Origin of the sequence: Erwinia rhapontici (assembly GCF_012271765.1) — a bacterium.
In the GTDB taxonomy this organism is placed as follows: domain Bacteria; phylum Pseudomonadota; class Gammaproteobacteria; order Enterobacterales; family Enterobacteriaceae; genus Erwinia; species Erwinia rhapontici.
In genome coordinates this window covers 98373-120032 of the sequence record NZ_VRKO01000010.1, presented here as the reverse complement: position 1 = coordinate 120032, position 21660 = coordinate 98373, and the positions used below count along the sequence as shown (strand labels likewise).

Genomic DNA, 21660 nt, shown 5'->3' with positions numbered 1-21660 from the left:
GTTACTCAATGTGACGATGAAGGTTTAACGTGCGCCAGCCAGCGTTTTTCCGCTTTACGGAACAGACTAATCAACACATAGGAAATAATCAGATACAGCACGGCCGCAATACCAAAGGCAATAAACGGTTGATAGGTGGCCGAGTTTATATCGCGTGCCACTTTCAGCAGATCGGGCACCGTGGCGGTAAACGCCAGCGCAGTGGAGTGCAGCATTAAAATCACTTCATTACTGTATGCAGGCAGCGCAGAGCGCAATGCGGAAGGCATGATAATGCAGCGATACAGTTTAAAGGTGGAGAAACCGTAAGCGCGCGCCGCCTCGATCTCACCATGCGGCACCGAGCGAATCGCTCCGGCAAATATTTCCGTGGTGTACGCACAGGTGTTCAGCGTCAGTGCCAGTAGCGTACAGTTCAGTCCACTGCGGAAAAATGCATTCAGCAGGTCCGTGCCTTTGACAATTTCCAGCGTGTACATACCGGAGTAAAACACCAGCAGTTGCACATACAGCGGCGTACCACGAAACACGTAGGTAAACAGCCATACCGGAAAACGGATCGCCCTGATGGGAGACACGCGGGCAATCGACATCAGCACCGCCATACACCCGCCCAGCACGACAGACACCACCAGCAGCCACAGCGTGATTGCCACGCCAGAGAAGCGGTAACCATCCGTCCATAACAGGGCTTTCCAGTACTCCTGAATAATCTCAATCATAGGTCAGCCCTTTTTACACCCACCGTATAACGGCGTTCCAGCCACCACAGCACACCATTGGAGAGCGTGGTAAAAATCAGATAGATGACACCCGCGACAATCGCGAAATAGAAGGGTTCCCAGGTCGATTTCCCTGCCAGCTGCGTTGCTTTCACCACATCTTCCAGCCCCAGCAGTGAGACCAGCGCCGTGGCTTTCAGGATCACCTGCCAGTTGTTACCGATACCCGGTAGCGCAAAGCGCATCATCCCTGGGAACAGCACACGGCGAAAGGTTTGAGAACGGGTGAAACCAAAGGCGGTCGCGGCCTCAATCTGCCCTTTTGGCACGGCCATATAGGCGCCACGAAATGTTTCGGTGAAGTAGGCTCCGTAGATAAAGCCCAGGGTGATAATCCCGGCCACCATCGGATCAATATCAAACTGTGACAGGCCGAAGAAGTCGGTTACCTGGTTCAGCGCAATTTGCAGACCATAGAAGATCAGCAGCATCAGGACCAGATCCGGAACCCCACGGATGAGTGTTGTGTAGCCTTCAAAAATAACCACCAGCAGGCGGCTGTTGGAGAGCTTGGCCCCGGCGCCAATCAACCCCAGCACCACGGCAAACACCACTGAGCTGAGGGCCAGCTCGAGTGTTACCATTGCGCCTTTAAATATCACTTCAGAGTAGCCGTACAGCATAGGCAATATCCTGTTCTTATGATTCTAACTTCACGTTTACGCCATCGGCATTAAACGCGGCCCCACTGCATGACACAGTGAGGCCTGCAGACAGGGTTTTACTTAACCGCCGTACACATCAAAATCGAAGTATTTTTTCGCTAACTTGTCGTAAGTACCATCTTTGCGGATTTCATCAAACGCTTTATCGATAGCGGCTTTCAGCTCAGGGTTCTCTTTGCTGAGGCCGATCCCTGTACCCACACCAAAGATTTTTTCATCTTTAACAGCCGGGCCTGCAAACGCATACTCTTTGCCCGCAGGCTGCTTGAGGAAGCCCTCGCTGGCAGCCACTTCATCCTGGAACGCGGCATCAATACGGCCCGCAGTCAGATCCTGATACACCAGATCCTGGTTAGCGTATGGCGTCACAGTCACGCCTTTTGGACGCCAGTTTTCGTTCGCGTAGGTTTCCTGAGTGGTCCCCTGCAACAGACCGATGGTTTTGCCTTTCAGCGCTTCCAGCGTTGGCTGAATTTTCGAACCTTTCGGCGCGATCAGGCGCGAGTTGGCCGCATACAGTTTTTCAGAGAAGGCGATCTCCTGCTGGCGTTTTTCAGTGATCGACAGGGAAGAGATGATGGCATCGATCTTCTTCGCTTTCAGAGAAGGGATCAGCGCATCGAAGTCGCTTTCAACAAACGTACATTTGGTTTCCATACGCTTACAAATTTCGGTCGCCAGATCGATATCAAAACCGACCAGCTGCCCCTGAGCATTTTTCATTTCGAACGGTGCATACGTTGGGTCGGTACCAATACGCAGCGTTTTTGGACCCGCAGCAAATGCGCTGCCTGCAGCTGTAATTGACATTAACAGGGAGAGAGCCAGGACCTGCTTTTTCATACATTACCCCAATTTAAATATTATTTTTAATGGTTCGTGATGTGTTTGCACAGTGACTTACACAATACAATTAGCAGGTTCCGTGCCACATTTTGTGGCAAACCGCTGTTTATATTGCACGATGCTTCAGGCACTGTGATTACTCAGTTTGCAGGAAAATTTATAGCAGGTTTGTTGGCAGACCGAAGCAACAATGTTTCATTTTGGTGCGCAACTTGCACGAAAAGCGATTCAGCACCAATAGGCGCACCAAAATGGTGCGACATATTCCCCGTTATGCACCTTGCCAGCGCGTAAACAGGTCTTCATCCAGTTCGATATCAAACTGATCGAGTACCCGATTAACAGTCTGATCGACAATATCCATCACGCTCTGTGGGCGATGATAAAAAGCGGGCACCGGCGGCATAATAATGGCCCCCAGTTCTGCGGCAGCGGTCATCGTACGCAGATGGCCAAGATGCAACGGGGTTTCACGCACACACAGCACCAGTCGGCGCCGCTCTTTCAGCACCACATCAGCGGCGCGGGTCAGCAGGCCATCGCTGTAGCTGTGAACAATACCTGACAGGGTTTTCATTGAGCAGGGAAGGATCGCCATACCCTCGGTTTTATAAGAACCCGAGGAGATACTGGCAGCAATATCGCGTACATCGTGGACCACATCCGCCAGCGCCTGGACTTCACGCAGCGTATAGTCACTTTCCAGCGCCAGCGTCTGCCGCGCAGCCTGGCTCATTATCAGATGGCTCTCTACCCCGCTCACCTGCTGCAAAATTTGCAGCATGCGAATGCCATAAATCACACCGCTGGCGCCAGAGATGCCAATAATGAGTCGTTTCATACCAAATCCTTCAAAAAAAATGGGCCGGAATTGCTTCCGGCCCATCTTAGCCTATTTACCCTGAATCATTCGAGTTAGATGAAGGCGGCAAGGCTGATCATCCCCGGGAGCATAGACAACTATGTGACCGGGGTGAGCAAACGCAGCCAACGCACATATCACTCGAAGTACGACGGGTATCAGCCTTCGTTGTGCATCTCGAGATTTTCCACTTCGTTCTGACGCTGCATCGCTTTCGCATCGTCATTACGCAGAGATTGCAGATACTCCAGGTACTGCTGGTCCACGTCTTTGGTCACGTAGATACCATCAAATACCGAGCACTCAAACTGGGCAATATCCGGGTTCTCTTCACGCACCGCTTCAATCAGGTCGCTCAGGTCCTGGAAAATCAGGGCATCTGCACCGATCAGCTGGCGGATCTCTTCCACTTCACGGCCGTGAGCAATCAGCTCAGTGGCGCTTGGCATATCAATGCCATAGACGTTCGGGAAGCGAATTTCCGGTGCCGCAGACGCGAGATACACTTTCTTCGCTCCCGCTTCACGTGCCATTTCGATGATCTGCTCAGAGGTGGTACCGCGCACGATGGAGTCATCCACCAGCAGCACGTTTTTACCCCGGAACTCAGCACGGTTAGCATTCAGCTTACGGCGAACCGCGCTGCGACGCAGGTGCTGACCTGGCATGATAAAGGTACGGCCGACATAACGGTTTTTCACAAAGCCCTGACGGTAGGGCTTGTCGAGAATACGCGCCATCTCCAGTGCGATATCGCAGGAGGTTTCAGGGATTGGAATCACCACATCGATATCCAGATCTTCCCACTCGCGGGCAATCTTGGCACCGAGTTTGGTGCCCATACGCACGCGGGCGCTGTAAACCGAAATCTTATCGAGGAACGAATCCGGGCGTGCAAAGTAAACGTACTCGAACAGGCACGGATTCCACTTTGGATTTTCAGCACACTGACGGGTGGACAGCTGGCCTTTCACGGTCACATACACCGCTTCGCCCGGTGCCACATCGCGCAGGAACTCAAAGCCAAGGGTATCCAGCGCCACGCTCTCTGAAGCCACCATATACTCGATACGGCCATCAGCCATAGCGCGTTTGCCGATCACCAGTGGACGAATACCGTTAGGATCGCGGAATGCCACCAAACCGTGGCCGATGATCATCGCCACGCAGGCATACGCACCGCGAACACGCTGATGCACCGCGGCAACGGCGGAGAAGATGTTCTCTGCTTCCAGCGGGTCATGCTGGAAACGATCCACTTCCTGCGCAAAGATATTCAGCAGGATTTCAGAATCAGAGGTGGTATTCACGTGACGACGACCCGTTTCGAACAGCTCTTTACGCAGTTCGTGAGCGTTGGTCAGGTTGCCGTTATGGGCAAGAGTAATACCGTAAGGGGAGTTTACGTAGAATGGCTGGGCTTCAGAAGCACTTGAGCTTCCTGCCGTGGGGTAACGAACGTGGCCGATACCCATATTGCCTTGCATACGTTGCATGTGGCGGGCTTCAAATACATCGCTAACCAGACCGTTTGCTTTGCGCAGACGGAAGCAATTCAATGCATCAATGGTAACGATGCCTGCGGCATCCTGCCCACGGTGCTGAAGCACCGTTAACGCGTCATAAATCGACTGGTTGACCGGTGCAAAACCGGCGATCCCGACAATACCGCACATATTGACATTTCCTCATAAGCCGCAACCCCGGTTCGATTACCGGGGCAAAAAACTCGACGTGCTTTTCAGGTAATCAAAAAACCACCTGATAATACTACTGAACTGAGGGATTAGCTGGGACTGTTGCCAGTCCGGACTCTTAGAAAAACCGGTGAATGTGTCGAGGAAAAACAGCATGGCTGAAACGATCAGCACACCGCGTAATGCCCCAAAACAGACGCCAAGGACTCTGTCGGTTCCCGACAGGCCGGTTTTTTCAACCAGCGAACCAATAACGTAGTTAACAATGGCCCCGACAATCAGGGTAGCAATGAATAACACCGCTACGGCGATTCCATTTCGAACCAGTTCGTCTTCAAATCCTGTGAACCAGACGGCAAGGAAGGAGTAGTAATGACTGGCGACAAAAAATGCGCAACCCCAGGTGACGAGAGAAAGAGCTTCCCGAACAAACCCTCGGATCAGGCTAACAAGAGCCGAAAAACCAATAACCGCAATAATGACGTAATCTATCCAGACCATGAACGCTTCCAGTGACCATGCCCCTGTATCAGCCGCTCTCCCCTTGTAAGCACAGGTGCAAGGGGATACTGCCTCAGTTCGGGGCGAATTCTAACAGAAAAAGAAAACGTTTGCGTAGCGTTTTACTGACGCGATTTAAATAAACGAGAACGCTTAAAAAAACCCCTTCCGGACACCGATTTCAACGGCCCGGACCCCACCACGCAATACCTTGATTTGCCAGCATCATCACGCACGACGCCCGGAGTGACGAGGTGTCGACTCCGGGCGCAGGGTGATCATAGCTATCGCAATAATAGTCCGTCGCTGAGAGAAACAACGGACCAGAACGGCTTATTTAACACTGTACGGTTTAACAACTCCGCCCAGCCCCGAGATCCCCTGCAATGTGCCAACGGCAGCCTGCATTTTCGCTTTCGAAGCATCCGGCCCCACGTAAATACGGGTAATTTGCCCCTGCACCGGCGTGGACGGAACGGTAAAGGCGCGGTAGCCCGACAGGCGCAACTGTGCGACGATCTCATTCACTTTTGCCGCATTTTTCAACGCACCCAGCTGTACAACCCAGGCCTGCCCTGATGGGGCTGATTCCGTCACTGGTGGCTGAATCTCAACAGGCGCCTCCACTTTCGGCTCAGGCTTCTCAACCGCTTTCGGTTTTTCAACAGGTTTAGGCTTCTCGATCGGTTTTTCGACCGGTTTAGGCTGCGGCTTCGGCTTTTCCACCACTTTCGGCTGCTGCTGCGCAGGCTTCACCGGCGGCGGCGTCACTACCGTTGGCTGGTTATGAGACTGCGGCGCGGTGGAGCCGCTGTCGGCCTGCGAGGAGTTGTCGTTAGCATTGCTACCCGCACTGATCGCCGCCCCTGCCCCTTCCGGCGGTTGTGCCGGTAAGGTTTGCGTCACAGGCGGAACCAAATCGGTTTCCTGCTGGTCTTCGGGTTTCGGCACCAGAGGAATAGCCGCAAACTCTTCTTTATAGTGCTTCTTTTTACCATCGAGTAAGCCGGGCAGCACAATCACACCCAGCGCCACAATGATAATGGTTCCGACTAAACGGTTTTGAAACTTACTTGCCACTGCCGTTCTCCGTTTCCATCGTTTCCATGACCTGTGCCACGGTGTGGAACGAACCACACACCAGCACAATATCCTGTTCGGTTGCCTGTTGCAGCGCCTGTCGCCAGGCAAGCTCAACCGAGCCAAACGCCTGCGCCCCCTCAAGATGCACCATCAGCTGTTCAGCGGTGGCACCGCGCGGGCCATCGAGCGGTGCACAGTACCAGTAATCCACCTGCGGCGAGAGGCACGCCAGCGTACCGGCAATGTCTTTATCATGCAGCATGCCTACCACCGCATGAACCTTGCCGTTGCGTGGCACTTCTGCCAGGCGCCCCGCCAGATAGCCTGCCGCATGGGGGTTGTGCGCAACATCAAGGATCACCCGCGGTGATTCGGCGACCGTCTGAAAACGACCGGGCAACATGGCCAGGTGCAGTGAACGACGGATTATTGCCTCATCAACGTTAAGCGGGGATGCACGCAGCGCCGCAAGTGCGGTAGCCGCATTCGGCAATGGGACTTGTGGCAACGGCAGCTGCTCCACAGTGCCGTGGGCATCGCGGAAAGACCAGCTGTCATGAGTTACGCTGTATGACCAGTCGCGGTCGCGCTGCAACAGCTGTGCGCCCTTCTCTGCGGCCACATCCGCGATGGTGTGCGGCATATTCGGCTCACCCACTACGGCAGGTTTCCCCGCGCGGAACACCCCGGCTTTCTCCCGGCCGATGCTTTCGCGATCCGGCCCGAGCCAGTCGGTATGATCCAGCGCAATACTGGTTACCACGGCGACATCGGCATCCACAATATTGGTGGCATCAAGACGCCCGCCCAGCCCGACTTCAAGGATCACCACATCCAGCTTCGCCTCAGCAAACAGCCACAGCGCCGATAGTGTGCCGTACTCAAAGTAGGTCAGCGTGGTGTCACCCCGGCCCGCTTCAATGGCCGCAAAGGAGGTGGTATGCGCTGACTCCGCCAGTTCTTCACCCTGAATGCGCACCCGTTCGGTGTAACGCACCAGATGCGGCGAACTGAAAACGCCCACGCGATAGCCCGCCGCCATCAGCACCGTTTCAAGGGTTCGGCAGGTGGTGCCTTTACCATTGGTTCCGGCGACGGTGAAAACCACAGGGGCTGGTGTCAGAAGGTCGAGAGAAGAGGCAACGCGCCGGATACGATCCAGCCCAAGTTCGATAGCCTGAGCGTGTAAATGCTCAAGATAATAAAGCCACGAGGCAAGAGGCGACGTGGCTTGAGGAAGATTATCCATGTGTCCCGTTCACAACGTTACGGTTCATTGGTGAAAGGGACGCAGGGTCCCTTTCTCATCATCGGTCAGGCCTCGTGGCTCTGGGATGCGTCAGCAGGCGCTTCTTTGACAATATCTTCCTCAGGTGCAGGCAGATTCATCATTTTCGCCAGCACACTGGCCAGCTTGAAGCGCATCACTGGACGGCGGACGATCATGTCAATCGCGCCTTTTTCGATCAGGAACTCACTGCGCTGGAAGCCCGGCGGCAGTTTTTCGCGCACGGTCTGCTCAATTACGCGTGGACCCGCGAAGCCGATCAGGGCTTTAGGTTCCGCAATGTTCAGATCGCCCAGCATCGCAAAGCTGGCAGAAACGCCGCCCATAGTTGGGTCAGTCAGCACGGAGATATAAGGCAGACCACGTTCCTGCATCTTCGCCAGTGCTGCACTGGTTTTTGCCATCTGCATCAGCGACATCAGCGCTTCCTGCATACGGGCACCGCCTGACGCAGAGAAACAGATCATCGGGCAGTTATCTTCCAGTGCCTGCTCAACCGCACGCACGAAGCGCGCGCCCACCACGGAACCCATTGAGCCGCCCATAAAGGAGAACTCAAACGCGGCTGCAACAACCGGCATCCCGTGCAGGGTACCTTTCATCACAATCAGCGCGTCGGTTTCGTTGGTCTCTTTCTGAGCCGCAACCAGACGATCTTTGTATTTTTTTGAATCCCGGAACTTGAGCACATCTTTTGGTTCCAGTTCACTGCCCAGCTCAATCAGTGAGCCTTCGTCCAGCACACTGTGCAGACGATCGCGACCATGCATGCGCATGTGATGGTCGCATTTAGGGCAGACTTCCAGATTACGTTCCAGCTCGGCGCGGTAGAGAACCTGCCCGCAGCTATCACATTTTGTCCAGACCCCTTCAGGAATGCTTGCTTTACGCGATGGGGTGATGGTGCTCTTATTGAGAATTCGTTCAATCCAGCTCATTGATGACCTTTCTGTTTGAACCTGGCGCTCCTGCTGGGGAGCGCCAGTTTTTCTTTTTCCACGCAGCGACCTGTAGTCGCAGCGCAAACCATAATTTATCGCTCATTAAACCATAACCGCCCGTGACTGTGGATAAAAATCTGGTCAGAGGGCGCAATCCTGAGGATTTATTTTATTGCTGTTTCTGCTGACGTGCTGCGCGGCGATGACGTACCACTTCAATCACTCCTGGCAATACGGACAGCAGGATAATCGCCACAATCAATAGCTTAAGGTTTTCCTGCACCACCGGGAAATTACCAAACAGATAACCCGCATAGGTAAACAGCAGCACCCATAGCAGTCCGCCCGCCACGTTGTACAGGGCAAAATGACGATAGGACATCTTGCCCATTCCCGCCACAAACGGGGCGAAAGTACGGACGATCGGCACGAAGCGCGCCAGAATAATGGTTTTCCCGCCATGACGCTCATAAAATGCATGGGTTTTATCAAGATAGCTGCGACGGAAGACTTTTGAATTGGGATTACTGAACAGCTTATCGCCAAACAGCCGCCCGATCGTGTAGTTCACCGCATCACCCAGTATCGCGGCGACGACCATCAGTGCCACCATCGTATGCACATTGAGGTCATTGCCTGGCAGTGCGGCCAGCGCCCCCGCAACAAACAGCAGGGAATCCCCTGGCAGGAATGGCGTCACCACCAGACCGGTTTCACAGAACAGGATCAAAAACAGAATGGCATACACCCAGACACCGTACTGGGCAACCAGCTCCGCGAGGTGGACGTCGATATGCAAAATGAAGTCGACAACAAAACGAATCAATTCCATACAGGCTTCCTTTAATACTCCAGGCCAGGGTTAATCCCCGAGGAACAGTGGTCCCATCGGTGGACGGGGTATTTCAAAACGGGCGGGATAGTCGACCGCGACCAGATACAGACCCTCTGCCCGCCCTGTCGCCGCTGCCAGCTTGCGGTCTTTTGCCACCAGCAACTCTGCTATCCAACTCTCAGGCTGATTTCCACAACCCACTTCCATCAGACTGCCAACAATGTTGCGCACCATGTGATGCACAAACGCATTGGCTTTAATATCGACCACCACATACGCGCCGTGGCGGCTGACGTTCAGATGCATCACATTACGCATTGGCGTACGTGACTGGCACTGCACGGCACGGAACGAGGTAAAGTCATTCTCGCCCAGCAGGCACTGCCCGGCACGCTGCATTTTTTCCACATCCAGCGGATGATAAAAATGCGTGATGCCACCCCCGAGGATCGCCGGCCGCAGCCGCTGGTTATAAATCATATAACGGTAACGGCGAGCCGTGGCGCTGAAACGGGCGTGGAAATCATCCGGCACCGCTTTCACCCAACGCACGGCAATATCCGCCGGCAGATGGGTGTTCACGCCCAGCGTCCAGGCGGCATCTTTACGCTGCGAGGTGGTCTCAAAATGCACCACCTGCCCCGTACCATGCACTCCGGCATCGGTTCGCCCTGCACAGACCACCTCCACCGGATGGTTGGCGACTTTTGTCAGCGCAATCTCCAGCTTTTCCTGCACGCTGCGGACTTCCTGCTGCCGCTGCCATCCGTAATAGCGGCTACCATCATATTCAATGCCCAGCGCGAGTTTTAACGTCGGCTGTGGCACGGCGATGTCGGACATTAGTAGAAGTACTCCTGCACCAGCTTCTCAGCGGTTTTGACGGCCATCAATGCCCCGCCAAAACGCACGTTGTCGGCCACGGACCAGAACTGCAACAGTTCAGGAATACCGTAATCATTGCGCACACTACCAATACTGAGGTGCGCACTACCGGAAGCATCGCCCACCTGCGTCGGGAAATCATCTTCTGCCGTCAGGTTGATATCTTCCACCTGGCCCAGCGCGTCACGGGCTTCTTCTGCAGAGATCGGGCGCAGATTCTCAATGTAGACAATCTGCGCGTTACCGTAGAATACCGGTGCCTGAATGGTGCTGACCGCAATCGGCAACCCATCGTCCTGCAGGACTTTACGCACCTGCTCTACCAGACGACGTTCCTGCGGCACACTGCCCTCTTTATCGGCAATCAGCGGCAGCACGTTGAACGCCAGCTGACGACCAAAATAGCCGTCTTCCGCAGGAAGGCCGTTCAGCAGCCGCGCACTTTCACCGGCCAGCGAATCCACCGCCGCCTTGCCGTGGGAGGATGCCGCCAGCAGATTCGTTACCTGCAAACGCCCCAGACCTGCCTGATCAACCAGCGGTTTGATGGCGCACAGCAGCTGGCTGGTTAATGCATCGGCCACGCTGATAATATTGCGGTTACGGTAATCGGCCAGTACCTGTGGATTGACATCCGGCACCACTAACGGGACATCCGGCTCAAGTGCAAACAGATCGCTGCTGTCGATCACCAGGCAACCGCCGTTAGCGGCTTCATCAGCGTAACGTGCTGATGCTTCGCGCCCGGCAACGAAAAACGCCAGTTGCACCTGCGTCCAGTCAAACTCTGCCGCATCGGACACGTGTAACGATTTACCTTCATAGCGCAGCACTTCACCCGCACTACGTTCGCTTGATAGCGCATACAGCTCACCAACAGGGAACTGACGTTCCGCCAGCAATTCCAGTAAAGCTCCCCCTACTGCGCCTGTCGCACCTAAGATTGCGATATTCCAGCCGTCGGACATGTTGGTTTACTCCAGACAATGACACAAAAATAGAAGGCGGTGAGTTCACCGCCCGAATTTTGGGAATAAACCTACGCAGGGGATTCACCCTACGCAGGTTGACTTAATAAAGACTTAAAGGTGGGCCGCGTTAAAGCCCAGCTTATTCAGCAGCACAGCGGTGTCGGCGTTATCACACTCAACCCGCAGCGAAGACCACTCGCGGCGCTCCTGATAATTCTTGCGCAGACGATCAAACTCACCTGGGATCGCAGCCACATGGCGCAGCGGCGCATCATCGCGGCGCACATCATACACCAGATGCACCAGACGTTTCAGCGTTGCCTGATCCAGCTCACCGCGCAGCGTGATGCGGCCAAATTCCGGTGCGGGCAGCAGCGTATCCAGCGCCACCTGCTGCGGTTGGCCGATGAACTGTGTCCAGGCTTCAAAAACCTGGGTGGTACCGCGTGCTTTCCCTTCCAGGGTGTAACCGGCGATATGCGCCGTGGCGATATCCACTTTATTCAGCAGCGGCAGCGACAGCTCCGGTTCTGGCTCCCAAACGTCCAGTACCACGCTGAGGTCATCACGCTGTTCCAGCACCTTCAGCAACGCGGCATTGTCCACCACCGGGCCACGGCAGGCGTTGATCAGAATGGTGCCCGGTTTCAGCGCCAGCAACAGGGCTTCATCAGCCATATGCAGCGTCTGGTAAGGGCCCTGTTTAAACAGCGGAGTATGGAAGGTCAGCACGTCGGCTTCCGCCACCAGCTGTGCCAGTGGCTGGAAGTCCCCTTCATCACCGCGTTCGGCACGTGGGGGATCGCACAGCAGCGTGCGAATGCCCAGCGCCTCAAGGCGCGCCTGCAGGCGCCCCCCAACGTTGCCCACTCCCACAATGCCGACGGTACGGTCGGTTAACTGGAAACCGTCACGTTCGGCCAGTAACAACAGCGAGGAGAAGACGTACTCCACCACCGCAATGGCGTTACAGCCGGGTGCGGCTGAAAACGCAATCCCCTGCTGGTTAAGCCAGCTCTCGTCGATATGATCGGTGCCTGCGGTGGCGGTCCCGACAAATTTCACCGGCTTGCCGCTCAGCAGTTCGGCATTCACTTTGGTCACTGAGCGCACCATCAACCCGTCGGCATCATCCAGCTCTTGCTGCGGGATCGGACGGCCCGGCACGGCCACAACGTCGCCAGTACGGCTGAACAGTTCACGGGCGTACGGCATATTTTCATCAACGAGAATTTTCACAAGCGGTTTCCAGTCGGTTCAGTGAGGGGCGTTATTCTGCCATAAAGCAGGAAAGCGAATAACCCGCATATGCGGGTAACGGCAAAAAAGGAGGGTATCAGGTTACCTCGCTTCAGAGCGCTGATGCCGATAGCGTTCTGGCGTGGTGCCAGACTGTTGCTGAAACATCACGATCAGCGCGGAAGCCGAGCTGTACCCTAAATCCAGCGCCACATCCTGCACACTTTTTCCCCGTTCCAGCAGTGAAACCGCATGCAAAAACCGCAGACGCTGCCGCCACTCGCTGAAGGATATGCCCAGCAGTGCCTGGCAGCGCCGTGAGAGTGTGCGCTCGGTGGTGTAGACCCGCTGCGCCCACTGAGCCAGCGTGGTGTTATCGGCCGGATTCTGCTCCAGCGCCTGAAGTACCGGCGCGAGGGTCTTATCCTGGGTGGAAGGCAGATAGCTTTGCTGACTCTCTGCTACCCGTAGCTGATCGATCAATACTTCACAGAGGCGAAGATCCTGCGTCGTCTGTGGCACCAGCAGCTCGCGCGCGGCGCACTCTTCGATAATCGCATGCACCACCAGACTGACGCGCAGCAGGCAGGCACGCTCGGGAAACCCCTGGCATGCATCCGCTGCAATATTTAGCGTGCGAAAATAGGCTGCTTTATGGTTGTAACAGGCGTGCTGATGGCCAGGCGGTACCCAGATCGGCAAATTGGGGGGTGTCAGCAGGCGCTCTCCCTCTACTTGCATCTCCAGCACATTACATTTCACAAAAATCACCTGCCCCCAGGGATGCTGATGCGGCAGATACTCTGTACGGGCATTGGCCAGTTCATAGCGGAAAAAGAGGGGAAGCCGTTCGGCATCCTTAGGAGCCTGGTACGTCAGTTGCTGGATCATCTTGTCCGGTTCCGGCGTGCATTTGTCTTATTATCGTTATCTGTATTAAACAGGACAAGTTTACACTAAAGCTCTCACGCTAACCTTAAGAGCATACTGATGAGTTTTCTGTTTCCCCTGCTGGCCGTGCTGATCTGGTCGATCAATGCGATTGTCAGCAAAATGTCGGCTGCAGCGATCGATCCTGCTGCGATCTCCTTCTATCGCTGGCTGCTGGCCCTGCTGATTCTGGCACCTTTTGCCCTGCCTGGCGTCTGGCGCAATCGCCAGCAGATCAAGCAATCATGGTGGAAACTGCTGGTGCTTGGCCTGCTCGGTATGGTGCTGTATCAAAGCCTGGCGTATTACGCTGCACACAGCGTCAGCGCACTGTTTATGGGCATTCTTAATGCACTGATCCCCTTACTGACCGTGTTGTTCAGCGTGGTGATAATACGACTGGCCCCGACGCAGGGCATACTGCTGGGCAGCCTGCTCTCCTTTTCCGGGCTGGTATGGCTGGTCAGCGAAGGTAATCCAGCGCAGCTGTTATCACACGGATTAGGCAAAGGTGAGATAATGATGTTCGCCGCATCCGCCTCTTATGCGCTGTACGGCGTACTGACCAAACGCTGGGCAATTCCTTTGCCGAACTGGCAAAGCCTGTGGATGCAGATCTTTTTTGGCGTCTTGCTACTGACACCTAACTTCCTGCGGGCACCCGATGTATCACTTAACACGCACAATATTCCGCTCATTTTGTTTGCCGCCATCCCTGCTTCGATCGTGGCACCTTTCCTTTGGGTACAGGGCGTAATGCGTATGGGAGCCAGCACGGCCAGTATTTTCATGAATCTGGCTCCGATTTTTACTGCAATTATTGCCGTGACCTTTCTGAATGAATCACTGCACAGTTATCATTTTATCGGTGGAGGTATCACACTCGCTGGCGTCGTTCTCGCCCAAAATCTCCGCAAGCCCTTGATGACCAGAAGAAAGTAATCACTCTCAAACCGCCGATGTTGTCACGCCCTTCTCCTTAGCAGTTGCACTTTCAGCTGCTAAGATCATTCTAATAATAAAATACGCCCCACCTCCCCTCCTTAATTTTCATTAAAAAAACACACCTAAGATTAAATTTAAAACACCCTGATATTATTTTGGCTTATTTACTATTTACCAATTTCTACTACAAGCTACTCTTCTTCACATGAAAAAAACAAAAACACAATGACGTGAATCATTAACAAGGTAAACAATGTGCCTGCTTTTATTCTAACGAAAGTACATCATCTGAAACCAGTGACATCGCTTAAAAAGCCCTATTCTGCCAGGTGGTTTTTATCCATTTCATTTCACACCAAAACCTTATTTAGTTGCTTTTCATGCAATTAAACACCCCCGTTTTTTTTAACGGGAATACCCAAGCAAGGGTTTCCCTGTAATAACCCTTGTGCTTCAGGAATCAACCACGTTACTCAATAAGGATATACAGATGAAAAAAAGACTACTGGCAACCTCGATGATCGCTGCTCTGGCCCTCCCTGTCCCGGCAGTCATGGCGGCAAACGGCACGATCACGTTCACAGGAGATATATCAAATACGACGTGCAACGTTAGCGTCAATGGCCGTAACAGCAGCACGACCATCGTATTTGAACCTATTTCGGCCTCCGCACTTGCCAAAGCAGGTGAAGTTGCTAATGAACAGCCTGTGATCCTGACGTTAACCAACTGCCAGAACCCAACAGAAAATGTTCGTGCTCTCTTTGACAGCACTGAAACAGACAGCATGACAGGTAACCTGAAAAATAAAGGCTCTGCGGCGAATGTTCAGGTCCAGCTAATGGACAACAACCGTAAGCCGATCAAGTTAGGCGATGGATCACAGGCCAGCGGCCCTTCATTCAAAATAGTCGACGATTTAGCGACTCTCAATTATTTCGCACGTTATTACGCTACGGATAAAGTGGAAGCTGGTGATGTCAGTACAGTCGTTAATTACTCGTTAAGCTATTTCTAATTTTTTCTCCCAGTGCAAGAAGCAATTCTTGCACTTTTATGTTTACTGACAAGCCGAGCCACCATCATGTCTGTTGTAAGCAATATGTCCCTGTCAGCCTGGAAATGCCTGCCTTTTTATCTTGTTGCCTCACTCCTTTCTCAGCAGGCTAACGCCAATGTTATTATTAATGGAACACGTGTTATCTATCCACAACAAAAAAATGAAGTGAATATTCATTTGAGTAATGATAGTGATAAGCCTGCGCTGGTTCAGTCCTGGATTGACAATGGTGATGAAAATGCTGCTTTAGACAAAATATCCGTTCCTTTTGTCCTCACACCGCCGATTGTCCGTATTGAACCGAACAGCGGGCAAACGCTGAGGATCACCTGGACAGGCACAGCGTTGCCTCAGGATAAAGAATCTATCTTTTGGTTAAATATTTTGGATATTCCGCCAAAAAGTGCAACCGCCATCAACGCCGATATATTGCAAATGGCGATCCGCAGTCGCCTGAAAATTTTCTTCCGACCGCCCGCCCTGAATGCCAATGGCGCGAATCAGGCATTCCACGATTTACAGTGGCAACGCTCCACTTCCGCGCCAGGTACGGTGTTACGGGTAAATAACCCCTCTGCGTACTTTATTAATGTCTCCAATGTAAAAATTGAAACGCGTCGTAAGGAGATCAAAAGCCTGAATGGCGAAATGATTGCGCCAAAAAGCTCCGCTGAGTTCAGGTTTACTGCGCTTCCAGAAAAAATTGAAAATGCCGCCCTACGTTATGAAGTCATTAATGACTACGGCAGTATCACTACGGTCAAAAATACACAGTAAGCCAGATAAAAGAGTCACGAATGAGATGAGATCTCACAGGGAGAGCTAAGATGCCCAGGACAAGGCGCATTCATTTTTTCTGTTATTCAGTATCTGGCGTATTGCTGGCAGGAGTGATGGGATGGGATATCCAGCGGAGTGCCTTCGCTGCCCCTGCTGAGGGATATGCCAGCTTTGATATCAACCTGTTACGCCACCCATCGGATAAAAAAATCGATGTCACCCAGTTCAACCACCGCCATGCTCTTCCTCCCGGCGCTTATGATGTCGGGGTGATGCTGAATAATAAATATGTTGGCTATACACGTCTGCAGGTCAAAAAAAACCATGAAGAGTCGGTTATTTGTACTACCCGCTCGCTGATCAATTTGCTCCCCCTTAAACCCGGAGAGATTGATAGCAAAAAAATGGCAGAGCTGGATGATGCCGACCACTGCCGCAGTATGGATTACTGGGTTCCCAGTGGCCAGGGTTACATTGATGTTTCCACATTGCAGATGATCGTTACTGTCCCTCAGGTACTGCTGATGCAGCGCGCCCAAAATGAAGTTGACCCCGCGCAGTGGGATGGCGGCGTCAACGCGCTAATCCTCGGGTACAACGCGAATTATTATCAATCAAAACAGGATGATAACGCATATCGCTCATTCTACAACGGAGACAATATTGGCCTGAATTTATGGGGATTTATGTTTCGCCACCGTGGCTCAATGAACTGGCAGAATAACAGCGGAACCCACTATCAGAGTTTGCGTAATTACATGGAACATGGCATTAGTGCGCTGAGATCGCGCATTATCATCGGCGATACGGATACCAGTGGTCATCTGTTTGACAGTTTTTCTCTACGCGGCGTCTTGCTCTACAGCGACGATAATATGCTGCCAGATTCCAGGCGTGGCTATGCCCCGATGATCCGGGGTGTGGCCGAAACCAATGCGCGTATCAGCGTGCGGCAAAATAACGTGCTGCTGTACGAAACCACCGTCTCTCCCGGCCCCTTCAGCATTGATGACCTTTATCCCACCGGGTACGGCGGCGATCTGACCGTGACCATTCGCGAGTCCGATGGCCGTGAGAGCCAATTTATGGTGCCCTATGCTGCGGTTCCACAGCTGGTTCGCCCCGGGCTAACAAAGTACAGCCTGACTGCAGGCACCTTGCGTAACATGAACCTGTCAAAGCAGGACGCCGTCGCACAGCTCACGTTACAACGGGGCATCAATAATCTGCTGACGGGCTACGGCGGCGTATTAACGACACGTGATTACCATGCTTTCCTGCTGGGCGGGGCCATAGGCAGCTCATGGGGTGCGCTGGCACTGGATGTCACACAGGCACAGACCGACACTCAGGATCGTCATCTTTCAGGGCAGAGCTATCGCGCCACCTACAGTAAAGGGTTCAATGCCAGCAGCAGCACGATGTCATTGAGCGCATGGCGATTTTCCTCTCCAGGCTATCTCGGTCTGAATGATGCCATGTCTGCCATTGATTATGCCCGGCACCCTTCTCCCGGTTCGTATAACTCTGCATTCCTGTCCCCTCGCAGCCGCTTATCCGCCAGTCTGGCACAAGGATTTCCCGGCAAATGGGGACAGCTTTATCTGACCGCTATTCGGCAGAGTTACTGGGGGAGCCGGAGCACTAACAATCAACTACAGGCTGGTTACAGTAATACTTTTGGTTCCCTGAGCTGGTCCCTTTCCGTTAACCGGGTCAATGGACGTGATGGCGAAGAGACGCAATACACGCTGGGTCTGTCAGTCCCACTGGGTGGCAGTGCGCGCCATACCTATTTGAATATGAATGTGAGCCACGATGCGGAAGGAATGTCCAGCCAGGCGAGTATCAACAGCACATTGGGTGCCGAACAGCAGTTTGATTACGCCCTGGGTCTGCGTCATGACAGCCAGCAACGCGCCAGCGCGAATCTGGCGGCGAACTGGCACACGCGTTACACCTCCGTTCAGGGAAGTGTGGAACAAGGCAGGCACAGCCAGTCATGGTCCGGTGGGCTGAGTGGTGCGTTAGTGGCATTACCTGATGGCGTGGTGACCAGCCCCTGGTACAGTGAAACCATGGCACTGGTCGATGCACCTAACGCCTACGGCGCCAGGGTCGAAGGCCATTCCGGGCTGACGCTGAACCCACAGGGACGCGCGCTGGTGCCTTATCTGCGTCCCTATCGACTGAATGAAATCACGCTCGATCCACAAGGGCTGCCCACCGATATTGAACTGAAAAGTACCCGTCAGCAGACCGCGCCTCATACCGGTGCGCTGGTCAAAGTCAATTTTGCCACGTCACGCGGGCGAGCTGTATTGATTCATTCAACGCTGCCCGATGGAAAGAGCCTGCCCTTTGGCGCAGTCGTGCAGGATGAACAGGGTAATCACCTTGGGCTGGTCGCGCAGGGCGATCTGATTTACGTTCGCCTGCCCCCAGGGCGCTCACACCTGCAAATTAAATCAGGCGATACCAGCCTGTGTTCGCTATCGCTGCAGCTTAGCCCTCACGCCACTCTGCAAAACGGTTTTGAGCGTTTTAGTCAACCCTGCTTACCCCTTTCTGCCCATTGATGATGAGCGTATAAAATGAATAACCGTCTGATTTTATTGATATCAACCACCCTTGTCGCGCTGTCATTTTTCAGCCTGAATGCTCAGGCCGGGTCGCTTAAATGTGCTGCCGCCACCAATAAGGCTTTCCCGCTGGTACTGTTCAACGGCAGCAACAACATCAAACTCTCCTCCTCCCTGCCAATTGGCAAGACGGTTTTCAACCAAAGTTACACCCTCGATGTCTGGTGCAGCATCAGCGATCCTCTTCAGCAGGAAGCCGAAATGGCTTTTTTGATTCGCCGCACCAGCATGCAAACACTGGGCAATGGCTTAACCCTGTTCACCACGGTTAACGGCAACCGTGGCAGCGAATACAGCGTTGTCAGTTCCGGGATCATGATTGATAACCATAATGCTGCCGCCAACCTGCCGTCCCGTACCTGGCAGCACTTTTCTCTCAATGTCACCGTTGATATCGTCAAAACGGCAAAGACACCTGAACGCCCGGAGCAGGTCACCCCGATCCCTTCACGTATTGCCCTTTTCGAGGTGGGATCGGAAACCGGAATAAAAAATGCAAAGTTTATGATGCTGGATGCCACTACCGGCCTGACGTTTATCGCCCAGAGCTGCCAGATTCAGGGACTTGCCTCATTTAATGTCCCACTAGGTCAGGTCAGAACACGGCGCGAACAGGGGCTGGGATCCGGCATCGGATCGACAAATGCAGGTAAACCTTTCTCACTTCATTTTCTCTGCGACACGGATGTGTCCGGTAACTTCACTGTGCTAATGCAACTTGATGGCACGGCCCCCACCGGTACGGTCAATCCCAGTTTGATTGCCCTCAGTGATGAGGCGAACAGCGCCACTGGGGTAGCACTGCAAATCTTACATACTGACAACGGCACGCCGGTGAATATCGGCCAGCGCTGGCAAATCGCCCGCTATCCGCTGGCCGATCGCACCCTCACCGTCTCCTTCCTGGCACGCTATTACCAGACGGCGGAACGCATCACCCCCGGTAAGGCTAATAGCACCCTGACCTGGACCCTCAACTACCTTTAACCCGCCACCATGAAAAAAAAGGGGGAAAGCATCGGGATTGTTCCCCGTTCCTCTACCTATCACCGGACGGGATTGTTATCATAGTGGATGACCATTCTGTTCCGGCGCCCCCCGGACGTTGACTCTGACTGAAGGACTTCGCCATGCAACCTATAAGCGGCCCCGGTGCGCCGTTACCCGGCGATCGCCCGACGATCGATGCCCGAACCGGCGCAACACGCCCGGGCACCAGTACGGGAACGGGCGAACAGCCTCTGACACCCGCGCAGCGCACCACGCTGGAGCGCCTGATCGTCAAGATTATGTCGCTCAGTTCGCTGAAATCTGCCGAGCTTTGGGCCGGGTTACGTCATGAAGTGGGGGTTAAAAACGATGCAGGTCTTCAGGCACGCCATTTTCCGCCTGCGGAACAGTTTCTTAATACCCGTCTGTCGCAGGTACAAAACACCCACGCCACACGTCAGCTTCTGCAACAACTGACAGACCTGTTACCGACCGGCAATAACCGCCAGGCGGTCAGCGATTTCATTCGTCAGCAGTTTGGTCATACCGTGCTCAGCTCGTTGAATCCTGACCAGCTTCATCAGGTGCTGACGATGTTGCAAAATGGTCAGATGGCCATTCCCCAGCCACAGCAAAACCGTGTTACCGACCGCTCTCTGCTTCCGGCAGAGCATCAGACGCTGAATCAGCAGATCTCACGTCTTGCCGCCGCGACCGGGGAACAGCCGGCCAAGCTGTGGACCTCGCTGCTGAAAGTGGTGAACCTGCACAGCGGCGACCCGATCCCATCGCGTTTCTTCCCGCTGATGAACCAGTATTTGCAGGCCAGCCAGACCCTGAGCCAGCATACTGCCCCTACGCTGATACAGCTGACCGCCACGCTAAAACAGCCGCCGGATGCCGGTGAACAGCGGATGCTGGAGGATTACAGCCAGCAGCGCTTTAACGCCGCACCGCAAACGCTGCTGACGCCAACCCAGACGCAGGATCTGCTGAACCAACTGTTCAGCCGCCGTGCAGAGCGCCTGCAAGAACAGCAGTTGGCCGACAACGAACTCAACCCACGCCCGATCACCGTGCCATTGTGGGGTGCACTTCCACCTGTGCTGCAACCCCTGGCTAATCGTCCGGTGTTTGCCGCTTTTGCCATCCTGTTTGTTGTGGTGCTGGTACTCTGGATACTGCTTTAACTTAGCAACCGCAGTCGGGCAGTGTTGTCATTTCAGGCCAACTGCCCGGCCGATCGCCTTCCGTTACCGGATGGTTATCGCGCCGCCAGAAATCCAGCCCACCAATCAACTCCTTCACCCTGAAGCCCGCCGCCGCCAGCTTCCATGCGCCTTTTGTTGATCCGTTACAGCCAATGCCGTCACAGTAAGTGATATACACTTTCTCACGGTCCCATTCCGCCAGCGTATCGGCATTCATGAAACGATGAGGGAAGCTGACGGCACCGCAGATATGCCCGGCGTGATACTGCTGCTCTGAGCGCGTATCAATCACCACAATCTCCGGCACGCCGTGTGCCAGATCCTGCGCCACATCCCAGGCATCAGCATAGAGTGCCAGCTTCTGGCGCAGCAGCGCCTCACTCTGCTCAGGTGCCGCCGGAGGAAATTGTAAAACCGCTGAAAACGAACTCATGATGCACTCCCGTTCATTATTAATGTTGCCATCATAGAATGGATGGGTCTTAATCATAAGACCCATTCTGAGAC

The 21660-nt window shown here is 53.9% G+C and carries 21 protein-coding genes; 6 read left to right on the top strand and 15 right to left on the bottom strand.

Translation table 11 applies throughout. The annotated features are described in order from the left end of the window. Positions 1 to 5 precede the first annotated feature (5 nt). The 14 genes from FVB43_RS05975 to FVB43_RS05910 all read right to left on the bottom strand — a co-directional run bounded on the left by FVB43_RS05975 (position 6) and on the right by FVB43_RS05910 (position 13486). Entirely contained in the window at positions 6 to 722 is a 717-nt protein-coding gene (locus FVB43_RS05975) for an ABC transporter permease (protein ID WP_159336276.1), read from the bottom strand. Beyond that, entirely contained in the window at positions 719 to 1405 is a 687-nt protein-coding gene (locus FVB43_RS05970; protein ID WP_133841372.1) for a histidine ABC transporter permease HisQ, read from the bottom strand. Before FVB43_RS05970 ends, FVB43_RS05975 begins: the two co-directional genes overlap by 4 nt. Before the next feature lie 102 nt (positions 1406 to 1507). Next, the gene (gene argT / locus FVB43_RS05965; RefSeq protein WP_133841371.1) at positions 1508 to 2290 is read right to left on the bottom strand and encodes a lysine/arginine/ornithine ABC transporter substrate-binding protein ArgT; all 783 of its coding nucleotides are present in this window, start codon (positions 2288 to 2290) and stop codon (positions 1508 to 1510) included. Positions 2291 to 2564: 274 nt separating this feature from the next. Continuing rightward, positions 2565 to 3134, bottom strand: a complete 570-nt coding sequence (locus FVB43_RS05960) for a UbiX family flavin prenyltransferase (RefSeq protein ID WP_133841370.1) — start codon at positions 3132 to 3134, stop codon at positions 2565 to 2567. A gap of 179 nt (positions 3135 to 3313) precedes the next feature. Further along, complete coding sequence (purF, locus tag FVB43_RS05955; protein WP_133841369.1) at positions 3314 to 4831, bottom strand: amidophosphoribosyltransferase; 1518 nt, start codon at positions 4829 to 4831, stop codon at positions 3314 to 3316. A gap of 36 nt (positions 4832 to 4867) precedes the next feature. Then, the gene (gene cvpA, locus FVB43_RS05950; protein ID WP_133841368.1) at positions 4868 to 5353 is read right to left on the bottom strand and encodes a colicin V production protein; all 486 of its coding nucleotides are present in this window, start codon (positions 5351 to 5353) and stop codon (positions 4868 to 4870) included. A gap of 333 nt (positions 5354 to 5686) precedes the next feature. Beyond that, positions 5687 to 6433, bottom strand: coding sequence for a cell division protein DedD (dedD, locus tag FVB43_RS05945; protein ID WP_167863589.1), 747 nt, complete (start codon positions 6431 to 6433; stop codon positions 5687 to 5689). Continuing rightward, the gene (gene folC, locus FVB43_RS05940; protein WP_167863588.1) at positions 6423 to 7685 is read right to left on the bottom strand and encodes a bifunctional tetrahydrofolate synthase/dihydrofolate synthase; all 1263 of its coding nucleotides are present in this window, start codon (positions 7683 to 7685) and stop codon (positions 6423 to 6425) included. The genes dedD and folC overlap by 11 nt, the downstream gene beginning before the upstream one ends. Before the next feature lie 65 nt (positions 7686 to 7750). Continuing rightward, on the bottom strand, positions 7751 to 8662 hold the full coding sequence (gene accD / locus FVB43_RS05935; protein WP_159336273.1) for an acetyl-CoA carboxylase, carboxyltransferase subunit beta: 912 nt from the start codon (positions 8660 to 8662) through the stop codon (positions 7751 to 7753). 172 nt (positions 8663 to 8834) lie between these two features. Then, positions 8835 to 9497 (bottom strand): DedA family protein, encoded by a 663-nt coding sequence (locus FVB43_RS05930; RefSeq protein ID WP_133841364.1) that lies wholly within the window; start codon positions 9495 to 9497, stop codon positions 8835 to 8837. Between the two features lie 30 nt (positions 9498 to 9527). After that, positions 9528 to 10343 (bottom strand): tRNA pseudouridine(38-40) synthase TruA, encoded by an 816-nt coding sequence (gene truA / locus FVB43_RS05925; RefSeq protein WP_167863587.1) that lies wholly within the window; start codon positions 10341 to 10343, stop codon positions 9528 to 9530. Beyond that, complete coding sequence (locus FVB43_RS05920) at positions 10343 to 11353, bottom strand: aspartate-semialdehyde dehydrogenase (RefSeq protein ID WP_133841362.1); 1011 nt, start codon at positions 11351 to 11353, stop codon at positions 10343 to 10345. The genes truA and FVB43_RS05920 overlap by 1 nt, the downstream gene beginning before the upstream one ends. Before the next feature lie 114 nt (positions 11354 to 11467). Beyond that, positions 11468 to 12595, bottom strand: a complete 1128-nt coding sequence (gene pdxB / locus FVB43_RS05915) for a 4-phosphoerythronate dehydrogenase PdxB (protein ID WP_133841361.1) — start codon at positions 12593 to 12595, stop codon at positions 11468 to 11470. 102 nt (positions 12596 to 12697) lie between these two features. Continuing rightward, the gene (locus FVB43_RS05910) at positions 12698 to 13486 is read right to left on the bottom strand and encodes an AraC family transcriptional regulator (protein WP_167863586.1); all 789 of its coding nucleotides are present in this window, start codon (positions 13484 to 13486) and stop codon (positions 12698 to 12700) included. Positions 13487 to 13585: 99 nt separating this feature from the next. Between FVB43_RS05910 and FVB43_RS05905 the strand changes: the two genes are divergently transcribed. From FVB43_RS05905 to flk, 6 genes are all read left to right on the top strand, one after another. Beyond that, positions 13586 to 14467: a DMT family transporter gene (locus tag FVB43_RS05905; protein ID WP_133841359.1), complete on the top strand. Its 882-nt coding sequence runs from the start codon at positions 13586 to 13588 to the stop codon at positions 14465 to 14467. Positions 14468 to 14960: 493 nt separating this feature from the next. Beyond that, positions 14961 to 15488: a fimbrial protein gene (locus tag FVB43_RS05900; RefSeq protein ID WP_133841358.1), complete on the top strand. Its 528-nt coding sequence runs from the start codon at positions 14961 to 14963 to the stop codon at positions 15486 to 15488. A gap of 66 nt (positions 15489 to 15554) precedes the next feature. Beyond that, complete coding sequence (locus FVB43_RS05895; RefSeq protein WP_167863585.1) at positions 15555 to 16307, top strand: fimbrial biogenesis chaperone; 753 nt, start codon at positions 15555 to 15557, stop codon at positions 16305 to 16307. A 50-nt stretch (positions 16308 to 16357) separates the two neighbouring features. Beyond that, positions 16358 to 18889 carry a fimbria/pilus outer membrane usher protein gene (locus tag FVB43_RS05890; protein WP_167863584.1) on the top strand — a complete coding sequence of 844 codons (2532 nt, stop codon included), beginning with the start codon at positions 16358 to 16360 and terminating at the stop codon, positions 18887 to 18889. A 15-nt stretch (positions 18890 to 18904) separates the two neighbouring features. After that, positions 18905 to 19939 (top strand): fimbrial protein, encoded by a 1035-nt coding sequence (locus FVB43_RS05885; protein WP_167863583.1) that lies wholly within the window; start codon positions 18905 to 18907, stop codon positions 19937 to 19939. Positions 19940 to 20082: 143 nt separating this feature from the next. Continuing rightward, a complete protein-coding gene (gene flk, locus FVB43_RS05880) occupies positions 20083 to 21132 on the top strand; it encodes a flagella biosynthesis regulator Flk (RefSeq protein ID WP_133841354.1) in 1050 nt (349 codons plus the stop codon). Between the two features lies 1 nt (position 21133). Here the strand turns inward: flk and FVB43_RS05875 are convergent, their stop codons facing one another. Then, positions 21134 to 21586 carry a rhodanese-like domain-containing protein gene (locus tag FVB43_RS05875; RefSeq protein WP_133841353.1) on the bottom strand — a complete coding sequence of 151 codons (453 nt, stop codon included), beginning with the start codon at positions 21584 to 21586 and terminating at the stop codon, positions 21134 to 21136. Positions 21587 to 21660: the final 74 nt, after the last annotated feature.